Source organism: Nostoc foliaceum FACHB-393 (assembly GCF_014698505.1).
Classification (GTDB): domain Bacteria; phylum Cyanobacteriota; class Cyanobacteriia; order Cyanobacteriales; family Nostocaceae; genus Nostoc; species Nostoc foliaceum_A.
Genome location: NZ_JACJTD010000023.1, coordinates 46,757 through 60,502, shown reverse-complemented (window position 1 = coordinate 60,502; position 13,746 = coordinate 46,757). Strand labels below are relative to the sequence as shown.

11 protein-coding genes are annotated in these 13,746 nt (G+C 42.8%); 6 read left to right on the top strand and 5 right to left on the bottom strand.

Translation table 11 applies throughout. The features are described from left to right. Positions 1–54: 54 nt before the first annotated feature. Genes H6G92_RS19605 through H6G92_RS19595 form a run of 3 tightly spaced genes read right to left on the bottom strand, consistent with a single transcriptional unit; the run spans position 55 to position 2,198 of the window. Entirely contained in the window at positions 55–1,008 is a 954-nt protein-coding gene (locus H6G92_RS19605; protein ID WP_190895278.1) for a heme o synthase, read from the bottom strand. 47 nt (positions 1,009–1,055) lie between these two features. Then, on the bottom strand, positions 1,056–1,232 hold the full coding sequence (locus tag H6G92_RS19600) for a hypothetical protein (RefSeq protein WP_190895277.1): 177 nt from the start codon (positions 1,230–1,232) through the stop codon (positions 1,056–1,058). 24 nt (positions 1,233–1,256) lie between these two features. Beyond that, a complete protein-coding gene (locus H6G92_RS19595; protein WP_190895276.1) occupies positions 1,257–2,198 on the bottom strand; it encodes a COX15/CtaA family protein in 942 nt (313 codons plus the stop codon). A gap of 596 nt (positions 2,199–2,794) precedes the next feature. Here H6G92_RS19595 and H6G92_RS19590 point away from each other — a divergent pair. The 6 genes from H6G92_RS19590 to H6G92_RS39600 all read left to right on the top strand — a co-directional run bounded on the left by H6G92_RS19590 (position 2,795) and on the right by H6G92_RS39600 (position 10,479). After that, complete coding sequence (locus H6G92_RS19590) at positions 2,795–3,877, top strand: cytochrome c oxidase subunit II (RefSeq protein WP_190895275.1); 1,083 nt, start codon at positions 2,795–2,797, stop codon at positions 3,875–3,877. Positions 3,878–3,945: 68 nt separating this feature from the next. Then, entirely contained in the window at positions 3,946–5,682 is a 1,737-nt protein-coding gene (ctaD, locus tag H6G92_RS19585; protein ID WP_190895347.1) for a cytochrome c oxidase subunit I, read from the top strand. Between the two features lie 114 nt (positions 5,683–5,796). Then, a complete protein-coding gene (locus H6G92_RS19580; RefSeq protein ID WP_190895274.1) occupies positions 5,797–6,423 on the top strand; it encodes a cytochrome c oxidase subunit 3 in 627 nt (208 codons plus the stop codon). 1,078 nt (positions 6,424–7,501) lie between these two features. Next, positions 7,502–8,776, top strand: coding sequence for a serine/threonine-protein kinase (locus H6G92_RS19575; RefSeq protein WP_242059233.1), 1,275 nt, complete (start codon positions 7,502–7,504; stop codon positions 8,774–8,776). 123 nt (positions 8,777–8,899) lie between these two features. Continuing rightward, positions 8,900–9,973 (top strand): PstS family phosphate ABC transporter substrate-binding protein, encoded by a 1,074-nt coding sequence (locus H6G92_RS19570; protein WP_190895272.1) that lies wholly within the window; start codon positions 8,900–8,902, stop codon positions 9,971–9,973. Between the two features lie 326 nt (positions 9,974–10,299). Further along, on the top strand, positions 10,300–10,479 hold the full coding sequence (locus H6G92_RS39600) for a hypothetical protein (protein ID WP_242059231.1): 180 nt from the start codon (positions 10,300–10,302) through the stop codon (positions 10,477–10,479). A 12-nt stretch (positions 10,480–10,491) separates the two neighbouring features. Here the strand turns inward: H6G92_RS39600 and H6G92_RS19560 are convergent, their stop codons facing one another. Together H6G92_RS19560 and H6G92_RS19555 are read right to left on the bottom strand one after the other, a co-directional pair. Beyond that, entirely contained in the window at positions 10,492–12,252 is a 1,761-nt protein-coding gene (locus H6G92_RS19560) for a tetratricopeptide repeat protein (RefSeq protein WP_242059230.1), read from the bottom strand. Further along, positions 12,242–13,534: an ATP-binding protein gene (locus tag H6G92_RS19555; RefSeq protein ID WP_190895270.1), complete on the bottom strand. Its 1,293-nt coding sequence runs from the start codon at positions 13,532–13,534 to the stop codon at positions 12,242–12,244. The genes H6G92_RS19560 and H6G92_RS19555 overlap by 11 nt, the downstream gene beginning before the upstream one ends. Between the last annotated feature and the right edge of the window lie 212 nt (positions 13,535–13,746).

The following is a 13,746-nucleotide window of genomic DNA, read 5'->3' as shown; positions in this document are numbered from 1 at the left end:
CCAAAAATGCGATCGCGCCCCTTTACCAAACGCGATCGCTAAATTTTGCATCCCCTAACCAATAAAATGCAGATGATTAATCACCGCACTAATTAGATTATGGGTAACGGGAAGACTATCAACTACCATCCCCAGACACAACAGCATCATGTAGGAGATGGAAAAGAGAAACAACTCTTTAGCTACAGCGCGATCTTCTGGATTTTGCAACAACCGCCAAGATTTGTGGATAAATAATCCTCCCAGACTTAGGGCGATCGCAGCATAAAGAATTCCACTTGCGCCCAAGGGATAAACCAATAACACGGTTGCAAATACTGTTATCAGCGTGTAATACCAAATCTGGTTTACAGTTGCCGTAGTACCTTCAATCACAGGTAGCATTGGTATCCCAACTTTTGCGTAGTCATCTTTAATCATTAGAGCTAGCGCCCAGAAATGGGGTGGTGTCCATAAAAAGACGATGGCAAAAATTAGCCATGCTGACCAGCTTAATGTCCCCGTGACAGCAGCCCAACCCACTAACGCCGGAATTGCTCCAGCCGCACCACCAACAACGATATTCTGAGGGGTGTGGCGTTTTAGCCAGTGGGTATAGACCAAAATATAAAAGACGATGCCAGAGAAAGCTAGCAGGGCGGCTAACAGGTTGGCAAATACTGCCAAGAGTGTAAAGGAAAGCGTCGCCAGTGCGATCGCAAAAATTAGAGCATCGCGCGGCTGAACCTTACCGGATGGCATCGGACGATGGCGCGTCCGCTCCATGTCATAATCAATATCCCGGTCATAAACACAATTAATCGTCTGGGCGCTTGCAGCAGCCAAAGTGCCACCAGTGAGAGTTACTAGCAACAGCAATGGGTCTACTTCTCCCTTAGCAGCAATCCACATACTCCCAGCCGTAGTAATCAAAAGCAACGGAATAATCCGAGGCTTTGTTAGCTGGTAGTAACTCTGAATTACCTGTAAAAACGTTTGGTGGTGGCGAGAGACATTAGTCTCAATCATTTTGGCTCTGGTTCCTTATTTTTCAACAACTTATATGCAGCCCCCGCTCAAGGTGGCTCTTTCAGGCAAATGAAAACACAGATTTCCTGCACCTGCGTGGGTCGCAATACTCGCCGTTGCGGCCATAGTTTAGTAGAGACGCGATTAATCGCGTCTGTACAGGAGTTTGGAGAGACGCGATTAATCGCGTCTGTACAAGAGTTAGAAATTTTTCCTTCCGCCACTCCCCCTGTTCCTTTACTCCATACTCAGCAGTCATTGCTCAACACTGTGATCTCACGGCTAGTAGCCCAGTCACGCAGTGCGAGAACTGTGAAGACCACCAAAGTACCCAGCAAAGTAGCTCCTATAGCTTGGTGAGAGACGGTAAGAGGCTCAACTTGGAGATGTAATTTGAAAGTAGCGAATCCCAACAAGATTTGTAAGGTTAACAACCCACCAGCCATATTTGCCAGTCGCCGCAAGGCTGGATGTAGTGCTGGTGTACGCCAACAGATCAATACCATTGCCAAGGTTGTCACTGTTGGCGGCACCAAACCAGCAATATGGCTGTACATTACAGTACAAAGTTGAGAACCGCCGAAGCATTGGTGTAGCGCCCAGCGAGAGCCTACCAAAGCACCTAGCAGACTTTGCAGGTAAACCAGAACAGCGGCAGTTAAACCTACCCAAGGCAACTTACCAACGGTTCCAGTCCCCTGATAGGGTGTGAGCGCCGTGCCGATAATCAGGAGGGTGCTAAAAAATAACAGCGCCGTTCCTAAATGAGCGGTAACAATATCAAACCGCAACAGTTCGGTGACGGTGAGTCCGCCCAAGATGCCTTGGAAGACAATTAAAAACAGAGCGAATGTGGATGCCCAAGGCAGCCATCTGGGTAAGAAACGACGATGCCACCAGGACAAGCCGAAAAGTGCGATCGCGCTTACACCAATCAAAGCCGCATCCAATCTGTGAAACCACTCCAGGAACACCTGGAGATTCATTTGCTTGGCTGGCACCAGTTCGCCATAGCATAAGGGCCAGTCTGGGCAAGCAAGTCCAGCATTCATCACGCGGGTGGCGCTGCCTATTGCCATCAAAATTAAGGTGGCTATGCATATTTTCCACACCAAGCGACGAATCATTTCCTTGGGCTTTTGCTGCTGAAGAGCCGCTTCATTTTGTTGTTGTAGGACAAATTCGCTCATTAACGATACCTTCTGCCCGCTCTTGGTGGATCTGTTAAAATTTTCAATTTTCTTTTAGCGTCCTATCTTCACCCTAGCGTATAGGCTAAGGGTTTATAGATTAGCACTCACTTATACTTTGAATCACTCCAGAAAGGTTTTGCCTGAAGCTTTAGGTATTTTTCAAGATGTGAAAAATTGATTAATGACAATTAATTTAAACATTCTAAATTTTTCCTTAAATTTTTCCACTGAATTTTAGGAGAAGGCAGGAGGCAGATAGCGCAGCGTAAAGCCTGCGGCATAGCAACTCTTAGAGAGGCTGCGCCAACGCTTAGAGCGAGTCCGCGAGCGTCGGGCAGGAGGCAGGAGGAAATAATTATGAATGAAAACTTTAGTTTTGGGTATAAAACCCAGTGGTTCAATCCCATACTTTTAAATGCATCTGAGTTACTCCTACCTCCTGCCCCCTGCTAGTCACCTTGTACTCAAAATTAGTAAAATAGTTAAAAAAATTAATAAAAATTTCAGACCTTTGGACTCTATGCCTTCCAGCCTAGACTACCTTAGTAAGTGAACAGCTTTAAGATAACGTAGTAAATTCAATTAAGTAAGCCGTGAAGATTCCAAGTTCAATCTGGACATTACTCATTGGCATCGTGCTAACGCTCGCCAGCCTTTGGTACGGTCAAAATCACGGTCTGTTGCCAGCAGCAGCCACAGATGAAGCCGTATTAGTGGATGGTCTGTTCAACGCGATGATGATCATTTCTACAGGTATATTCCTGCTAGTAGAAGGTATTTTAATTTACTCAGCATTCAAATACCGTCGGCGTGCAGGTGATAATGAAGACGGCCCACCAGTTGAGGGCAATGTACCTCTAGAAATTCTCTGGACGGCGATCCCAGCAATTATCGTTATCGGTATTTCTGTTTACAGCTTTGATGTCTACAACGAAATCGGTGGCTTTGATCCCCATGCTATCCATCAAGCGCCGATGAATCAGGAGTCGATGGCAATGCCTGGAACTGCTATGGCTGCAACTTTAAGCGATACTCCTCCCAGCACCGAACCCAACCTCAATCAAGAAAAATCTGATGAGGCAATGCAAGACCCAGCTACGGCAGAAGTTCGTAATGCTGACCAAATTCCCCAACTGCGGAATGCTCCTGGTGTCGGTAGTGTTGCTCCGACAATTGGGGGAAGTCCTGATAAAGCAGGGCAACCAGCAGAATTACAGGTCAACGTCACAGGTCTACAATATGCCTGGATTTTCACCTATCCTGAAACTGGTATAACTACAGGTGAAATGCACGTCCCCATTGGGCGAGAAGTGCAAATCAATATGACAGCCAACGATGTTATCCACGCCTTCTGGGTGCCAGAGTTCCGCCTGAAACAAGATGCGATCCCCGGTAGGCAAAGCGAGATTCGCTTCACTCCCAAAAAAGCAGGAGATTATGTCCTAATCTGTGCTGAACTTTGTGGCCCCTACCACGGTGCAATGAGAGCAACAGTAGTTGTTGAGCCAGAAGAAGCCTTTGACAAATGGGTGCAAGAACAGCTAGTTGCCAGCAAAGAAACGCTAAATCAAGCCGTTGCTGTTAACCCTGCGGATTTATCCCCAAATGAATTTCTCGCACCTTACACCAAGGACATGGGAATTCAGCCAGAAATCCTCCATCAAGTTCACCATTAGTCAATTATGTTATTTAGTCAAAATTCAATGACTATTAACTAATGACTAATGACTAATGTCTAATGACTATGACCCAAGCTCAAGTGCAAGAAACTGCCAACGCCCCTGCTCTTGTTGACGAGCCAGGGATCAGAAAATGGCAAGACTACTTTGGTTTCAACACCGACCATAAGGTGATTGGGATTCAATACCTAGTCACTACATTCATTTTTTACTGTATTGGTGGGGTGATGGCTGACTTGGTTCGTACAGAACTGCGAACCCCAGAAGTCGATTTTGTTACCCCTGAAGTCTACAACAGCTTATTTACGCTGCACGCCACAATCATGATTTTCTTGTGGATCGTGCCAGCTGGTGCGGGTTTTGCTAACTTCCTGATTCCCTTGATGATTGGGGCAAAGGATATGGCATTTCCGCGCTTGAATGCTGTTGCTTTTTGGATGATTCCCCCTGCGGGTTTATTGTTGATCACCAGTTTAGTGGTAGGCGATGCACCGGATGCGGGTTGGACTTCCTACCCTCCCCTGAGCTTGGTAACAGGTCAAGTAGGTGAGGGAATTTGGATTATGAGCGTTCTTCTACTAGGTACGTCATCGATTCTAGGGGCAATCAATTTCCTCGTCACATTGCTCAAGATGCGTATCCCCGGTATGGGGGTTCACCAAATGCCCTTGTTCTGCTGGGCGATGTTTGCTACCTCGGCACTGACTTTGGTATCTACGCCAGTCTTAGCAGCAGGTCTAATTCTGCTTTCCTTTGACTTAATTGCCGGGACAACATTTTTTAATCCAAGTGGCGGTGGCGACCCAGTTGTGTATCAGCACATGTTCTGGTTTTACTCTCACCCAGCGGTTTACATTATGATTTTGCCCTTTTTTGGGGCAATTTCGGAAATTATCCCCGTGCATTCCCGCAAGCCGATTTTTGGCTATAAAGCGATCGCTTATTCTTCTCTAGCAATTAGCTTTCTGGGGCTAATTGTTTGGGCGCACCACATGTTTACCAGCGGTATCCCTGGCTGGTTGCGGATGTTTTTTATGATCACCACTATGATCATTGCCGTACCCACGGGAATTAAAATTTTCAGCTGGTTAGCAACAATGTGGGGTGGCAAAATCCAACTTAACAGCGCCATGCTATTTGCCATAGGCTTTGTCGGCACCTTTGTAATTGGTGGGATCAGTGGCGTAATGTTGGCAGCAGTGCCTTTTGATATTCACGTTCACGACACCTATTTTGTGGTGGCACACTTGCACTACGTTCTGTTTGGTGGTAGTGTTCTCGGTATTTATGCGGCGATTTACCACTGGTTCCCGAAAATGACGGGACGGATGGTGAACGAATTTTGGGGTAAGGTTCACTTTGCCTTAACAATAGTGGGTCTAAATATGGCCTTCTTACCAATGCACAAGCTGGGATTAATGGGCATGAACCGCCGCATCGCCCAGTATGACCCCAAATTTACCTTTCTCAACGAAATCTGCACTTATGGCGCTTACATATTAGCAGTTTCGACATTCCCCTTCATCATCAATGCGATTTGGAGTTGGTTATACGGCGAAAAAGCTGGTAATAATCCTTGGAGGGCACTTACCTTAGAATGGATGACAACCTCACCGCCAGCGATCGAGAATTTTGATCAAACCCCAGTACTAGCTACAGGCCCTTACGACTACGGCTTGGAAAAAGCTAACGAAGGTGTCCCTTTATCTGATCCCAATCCAGTCTTGTCTGGCGGGCCAAACTCAGTATTAAGAGCAGAACCCGATCCAGCGGTTGCTGCTAATCCCGAAGACCGTAAATAGAGTTATGAGTTAGGAGTGAAGAGTTATGAGTTATGAATGATGAGTTATAACAATTTCTAACTCCTAACTCCCACTCCCCACTCCCCATTCCCCATTCCCCACTTATCAAAATTCATGCAAAGTCAAACTATTGACCCAGCTAAAACCGAACTAAATCATCACCATGCAACGGAAGCGTCCGTCGGTCATCATGAAGAACATCCAGACCATCGCCTGTTTGGGCTAATTGTCTTCCTGATAGCTGAAGGGATGATTTTTATGGGGTTGTTCGGAGCCTACTTGGCTTTCCGTGCTACCTTACCTGCGTGGCCCCCAGCAGGTACCCCAGAGTTAGAACTATTGTTACCTGGAGTCAATACCATCAATCTAATTTCTAGTAGTTTTGTCATGCACAATGCCGACACTGCTATTAAAAAGAACGATACGCGGGGTGCGCGAATCTGGTTAGCAATTACTGCTGCAATGGGTGCTATCTTCTTAGTGGGTCAAGTATATGAATATACCCATTTAGAATTTGGTTTAACTACCAATTTATTTGCTAGTGCGTTTTACGTTTTGACTGGTTTCCACGGATTGCACGTTACGATAGGGGTTTTGGCAATTGTTGCCGTGTTATGGCGATCGCGCGTTCCGGGTCACTACAGTAACGAAAAGCACTTTGGTATTGAAGCAGCCGAAATTTACTGGCACTTCGTTGACGTGATTTGGATTATTTTGTTCGGATTACTGTATCTACTGTGAGAATTGATTATTTAGTTGTTCACTCCACGCGGACAACTTAATAGGCCCCCAGTCGGGGGCTTTTTTAATTAGTAGAATGCTGCCGTTGCAACTAGCTGCCCTGATGTCAATACGGTTCAGTTAAGGCTAAAATCCTTTTGTCAAAGTCAATTTTTTATAACGTAGACGCGTAGCGGCTTGCCGCAGGCTACCACAAAGGTGCAGAGGACACCGAGAGAAGAAAGAAATATTTAACAGAACCGTATTGACCCTGATGTCACATTATTTTATCTATCGGTTGGCAACAAAATCTAAATTAAAACAGTTTCTAGAAGATAAAATATATGGGAAGTTATCTAAAACCTTTTTATTTTCTATAAAACAGTTTTATCCTTTATCTAGCAAGAGTTACAGAAAATTTATTCAAACCAGCTTAAACTTTTTTCACTATGAGTTTTGCTAAATATTAAGTGAGTTATTGCAATTGATATAGGCGCGAGTAAAAAGTGGGAAAAGTGGGAAAAGTTGGATATTTTGGAAAAACTATTGAATAAATCTGAATAATTGATAAGTTACACTTATTTCCCTCAAAAATCATTACTCGATATTTACCTCAAAGTCTTACCTGCTATTACTCTTGCTCTTTTTTATTTTTGTCGTACTTACGTTGATATGGCAACGCGATCGCGGTTAGTGATGACTAAAATCTGGCAACAAAATTGTGGTGGAAACTGTAATAATATTTGTGTCTTTAAATTCCACTATTCGAGGTTTTGCCAGTAATCAGACCCAACAGTTAAAACAAATAAACCTTGTAACTACTGAAAGTTGTCTTCTGCCCACAGTTCTAAATACTGTGGACTAGTGTTAAATTTACTTAAGTGATAAAATTATTGAACTATTCCAGAAATAAACTTTATATTAAGATACCTATAAAAGGTATTAAATGAATCAATCAAGCGGCTAACCATAAAACTGCTCCAAAGCATAGGTCGTCTAAGAAGCGGACTGCCTCAAATACCAACAAATTTAGCGGCAGGTATTCATAACCTCACCTAAGCTCTGAATGGTCAGTAAATTAACCAGTAGTATACGCCACATGAGCCAGAACCCTCTAGTCAGAAAAACACTCCGAAGTCGCTTTGAGACTGTCAAACTGCTGGGAAGCGGAGAATCTGGCAATACTTACTTGTTAAGAGGTGCTATACGTAACAGACATCAATCCTCTCTTGCCAGAAAAACACTTAGGAATCGCTTTGAGATTGTCAAACACTTAGGAAGCGGGGGATCTGGTGATACCTACTTAGCCGTCGACTTAGATTTACCAGGGCGACCCCATTGTGTGGTCAAACATTTCCATCCAAAAGATTCCAATCCGGCTGTTCTACCCATTGCTAAAAAGCTATTTGCTCGGGAAGCGGAAGTTTTATACCAGCTAGGCAACGACCACGATCAAATTCCTAGACTATTCGCCCATTTTGATGAAGATGGAGATTTCTATTTAGTCCAGGAATTTATTGACGGTCATGCTTTGACTCAAGAAATTGTACCAGGTCAACATCTTAGCGAAAATACAGTCTTAAATTTATTAAAAGATATCCTAGAAGTGCTGGCTTTCGTCCACCAAAATAATATTATTCACCGGGATATTAAGCCCCAAAATTTAATGCGGCGATACTCCGATCAAAAAATTGTGCTAATTGACTTTGGGAGTATTAAGAAAATTGGTGCTTTAGGAGCAGGCTTAACAATTGCTGTTGGGACTCCTGGCTATATGCCAAGCGAACAGGCTAAGGGAAAGCCAAAACTTTGCAGCGATATCTATGCAGTAGGGATGATTGGCATTCAAGCTTTGACAGGTTTAATACCTGAGCAACTACAAGAAGATCCCAATACTGGAGAAATTCTTTGGCGCGATCAGGCACAGGTAAGCGACGCTCTGGCAAATATTTTAGATACAATGGTTCGCGATCGCTATAGCCAGCGTTACCAATCTGCCGCAGAAGCTTTACAAGCCCTTAATTCTGATCTGGCGTTGTCACAACCCTCACAAGTTGCTGGCATAAATCAAAACACTGATGATAGCTATTTGCTAACTTATAGAAACTTTCTTTTGCTGCTGGGAATAGGTCTTGGTGCTACCACTAGCTTCATAGTAATAGTTTTAATTTATACATTTATTAATACAGGTACATCGCCTCCAAACCAACCTACTCAATTAAATAATTTTATAGAAAAATTAGTTGAGCCACGGTTCATTAATGTTCATGTGAGTAGCTTAATAGCGAAATCAGCAGCTAAAAGAGGAGTCTGCAAAAGCAATTGCACTATTGCAAAGACTACTAAAGAGCAAATTAAACCTCACTACAATTAGCAAGAGTTAATCATCTACCAGCAATCATAAAACTGGCTATTAACTGACTTACTCTAGATTTGCTTTTAACCTAAATATTTATAGATTCCTGTAGGATAAATAGAATAAACAACATTTAAAAAGATGGACAATACAAATCAAAAAAAAGCTTTAATTAGCGGTGAAATCGCCCTATTTCTTAGAGGATTGATTATTGGGAAAGTGCTGACACTGATGGTTATTGGCGGACTGCTTTGGTGGTTACTGCGGCCGAATTTAGCGTCCCGCACCAGCGTTAATTCCTCTAATCAAAATTTCAACACCCTCTCTAGTAGTGCATCAACTTTTCAGACAGTTGCTGATGTCCCTACTGACTCGTTTAACTACGGAGGCAGTACAGCTTGGGCATCTATCCGGCAATTGGTAGATTCTCAGATTCAGAGCGATCGCCCTGAACTACAATTACGTTACGTAAACCCTGTTAATGGTAGTCCTGGTTCTAGCTCCGGCATTCGGATGTTGCTTGATGGGAAACTCGACTTTGCTCAGTCTTCCCGTGCCCTTACAGATGAAGAACAAGCTATTGCAAGAGAGCGAGGCTTCACTCTTGAGCAACGTCAGGTGGGTATGGATGGGATAGCAGTCGTAGTCAACCCATCACTCAATGTGCCTGGTTTAACTGTTGACCAATTGCAGCAGATTTATTTGGGGAAAATTACTAACTGGAATCAAGTAGGTGGCCCCAACCTGCCCATTACACCTTTATCTCAACGACCAGAGGACGCAGATACACTAATATTCCCTAGCAACAGCGACTTGAAGGGTCAAACATTTGGCTCTAATGTGCAGTATGTCTACTCTACTACAGAGGCAGTGCGCCAACTCAGTAAAGCTCCTGGTGGTGTCTACTACGCTTCTGCCCGTTCAGTATTACCTCAATGTAGTGTGAAGGCTTTGCCATTGGGTAGCACTTCTGATCAGCTAATTTCCCCCTATAGCGAACCGATGGTGTCGCCTGAGCAATGTCTACGTCAGCGTAACCAGCTAAATACTCAGGTTATCAAAAATGGCAGCTATCCGATGATTGCTAATTTGTTTGTGATTATTAAACAGAATAAAGGTCGGGAACAGCAGATTGGCGATGCCTATGCCAAACTTTTATTAACTGACCAAGGGCAAAGGGCAATTGAACAAGCTGGTTTCGTTGGGGTTCGCTAGTACAGCGATGTCTACGACGGGCTACGCCTACGCACTTTCCACTACAGTTTCTTCAGATCCCCGATTTCTTTAATAAGTCGGGGATCTTGGGAAAGCGATCGCACCATATCCCTTTTAATTCAATCAGGTATCGGATCTTTGAAATGTTGATTATTGCGTGGAAAAATAGGCTGTGATAGACCAGTCAAAATCAGCTTAACGTCAAAGCGGAAGTTGCTACAGACTGCGCGGAACACGGAAACGTCAAGGTGGAAGCTGCTACAGGGTGCGCGGAACACGGAAACGTGAAGGCGGAAGCTGCTACAGGGTGCACGGAACACGGAAACGTGAAGGCGGAAGCTGCTACAGGGTGCGCGGAACACGGAAACGTGAAGGCGGAAGCTGCTACAGGGTGCGCGGAACACGGAAACGTGAAGGCAGAAGTTGCTACAGCCAAGACAGAAGTTGCTACAGAGTGGGCGGAACACGCAAACGTGAAGGCAGAAGTTAAGCTAGTTTCTGCGTGAGATTTTCTGACCTTAATTCTCCCGCATCGCCACCGCAAGTTTTTCTAAATTTTCACGAACAGCCACACTACGAATATGATTTACACCCCAAACTCCTTCACAAATATCTAAAGCTTGTAAATAAAGCGGTTCTGCTTCATCATAACGTCCAGTTTCACGATAAATTTCTGCCAGATTATTGAGACTTTCAGCAACATTGGGATGATTTTCTCCCAATAGGTGCTTATCAAGTTCTAAGGCTTTTATACACAAGGGTTCCGCTTCATTGTAACGCCCCTGCTCCCTGTACATATAACCAAGAGCATAGATAGTATCTGCAAAAAGCGGATGCGCTTTTTGCAATAGACGCTGCTTGAGTTCTAATGATTGCAAAAACAAAGATTCCGCTTCACTGTAGCGTCCTTGAGCGCGGTATATTAAACCTAAATTGTGCAAATCTGTTGCAACATCAGGATTCTCTTCTCCCAAAAATCGCTTATCTAGTTCTATTGCTTGTTGCGACAATGGTTCAGCTTCACTGAAACGTCCTTGATGATAATAAAGTAGCGCTAAATTATTCAGTATGAGAGCGAAAGAAGGATGATTTTCACCAAGCAGACGTTTTTCGAGTTCTAATGATTGCAGATACAAAGGTTCGGCTTCGTCATAACGTCCTTGTTCATCATACAGTAGTGCCAAATTGTTCAGACTGGCGACAACATCGGCATGATTTTCTCCTAACAGACGTTTCCTCACTTCTAAAGCTTCTTGATATAGAAGTTCCGCTTTATTATATTGTCCAGTAGATTTGTAGAGTCCTGCCAAATTATTCAGGCTAGTAGCAAAAGAAGGATGGTTGTCTCCTAGCAGGCGTTTCCTCAGTTCTAAAGCTTGTTTATATAAAGGTTCGGCTTCGCTATAGTGTCCCGTTGCCCGATATATTCCTGCTAAATTATTGAGGCTATTAGCTAAGTCTACCTGCAAACCTAATTCATTTTGTAGTTCACTTGCTTGGCGCCAATATTTAATTGCTAATTCCTGTTCTTCTTGATAATTTTGAGATTCACCCCGCTCTAATCTACTGCGGTAAATATCACCTAACCTTGAATATAAGGTAGCCAAGGTAGGATCTTTAGTTCCCTGTTCCTGTTCTACTTTCTCGATTAGCCTTTGTAAATCTTGGATGGGTAAGAAAAAAGGGTTATTTTCATTAGTATCTGTGCTGGCTAATTCTGTGTCTCTAAAAACAAAGCGTATATGTTCTAGTTCTTTACCAGGAATAGCATTTGTCTTTTTAGATTCAAATCGGAATACACCATTGCGCCAACTCCAAAAATCAGGGGCTTTTTTAATCAGGCTGACTAAAATTTGGTTAGTTACCCAAAGCACGATCGCAAACGGAAATTCGCGCAATCCTTCCCTTGTCCACTGTAAGTAACCAAAAAATTTCTCCTGCTCTGATTGCTCATTTCCCAATCTGAGAAAATAAAGTTGTTCAGCACCAGTCACAGTAATCACCGCCGGCTTCTGCTGACGGAGATATTCTTTTTGTTGTACCAGTTGGTTAAGAGCAGCTTTGAGGCTCGGTTCCTGACGTGCTAAAGTTACTCGATATGCACGAAAAGCGGGTTGTAGTTCAGCTTCATATTGAGCAATAATCTCATCACGAAAGCTAGCATCATCGCAAACTGCAATCAGTAAATTTAATCCCCGCTTTTGAGCTTCAATAGAAACAATTAAATCATCATACGCATCTTGATTTTCTCCTTCATCAAATAATTCTTCATTTAACATTAATAGCTCCCTGTCTTTTCAAGCTCTCGATAATAATTGGATGAACATCGTACCAAGTTTCATCAGTGCGATATTCTAGAACATACAGCCCATGTAACAAATCCAAAAACTCTGCTTGTTTGGGGTCATTGGGCATAAATTGTTCATAGACACTCTGCAAAATATCTATATCAACTTTTCCTAAACGTATAGAAAAATCATTGCGGATTTTATTGATTGCTTGAAGGAGAATTTTATCATCAATGATAACTTCGGCTGTGGGATTGCGCCGGATCATTCGCAAACATATACGGCAACATTCCTTAGAAATCCGAATTAGCTCTCGCAATACACCACCACTGTAAATCACAATCTTTTCAGCAGTTTCTGCCGTGATTAATTCACTGGAAATCCGCTTTTGTAAAACTTCACCGAGAATCTTTGTTGCTTCCGGGCGAGGTTGGGCATTAGGGAAGCGATTTTTACCTTTATCAAATATTTTTAAGACAGGCATTGCCACAACTTGATCATTGGTTTCAGTGGCAATTATTGTGCTGATAAATGTTTCTCGAAGGACTGCGATCGGGATAGTGTAAATAATTTGAAAGTTAGGTTGACAAAGAGCTTTAATGTTATCTCTATAAATCTCATTAACTCTGCCTAAGTCAAGTTTATCTAAATCATCAATAATTACTAAAACATTTTGTTTCGTTGCAGCTTGAATTAGAGCAGCAATTTCATTAATTCTGGCAACTAAATCTGATAATTTGCGTTCAAACTCTTGCTTAATCTCATCCCGAACGCTAGCATCAGCTTTTAATTTAGAACTAATCAATTTTAAGAGGTCAAAACCTATACTAGCTTCTGCTTGTAAATTTAATTCTTCAGTGCGAGTTCGGGTAGCAAACCACTTATAAAGAGCCTCTTTAGTAGATTGAGGAATATCAACTCGGCGGGCTTCTGCCTCTGTCATTAAATTAACTGCGATCGCAAACAGTATATTAATATGATTAACAGCCGACATTTCAATTTTGTCAGCAATAGAAAAGAGAACTACAAAATATTTATCTTGAATTTGTCGGCTAAATTCAGCTAACAAAGTAGACTTACCACATCCTCGATGTCCTGTAAAGACAATTTTGCCATCTCCATTAGGACTATCTTCTACTAATTGGTTCAAGTCTGCAATCAAATCATCACCATATTCGACTCTAAATCTTTCCATTTCGTTGCGTTCCATCAACGGAAATAGTTCGAGATTGCTGTATGCTTCTTGAAAGGAGTTTAATAAGCCTTGAGACATTGGATAGTGCCGTAAACGTGCTAACTATTCATATAATGGCTCATGATTTTTGAAGCACAAGTTCAGGCAATGTCTAGGATAGAGTATGCCTACATAACTTCTCAAATTCCGTTAATAAATAACTACTAGGTGAGTGGTATGTTATGTCTTAAAAAGAGATACCCTAATGCCCAAATTTCAACCTATCAATCAGTAACATAGGTCAATAATCA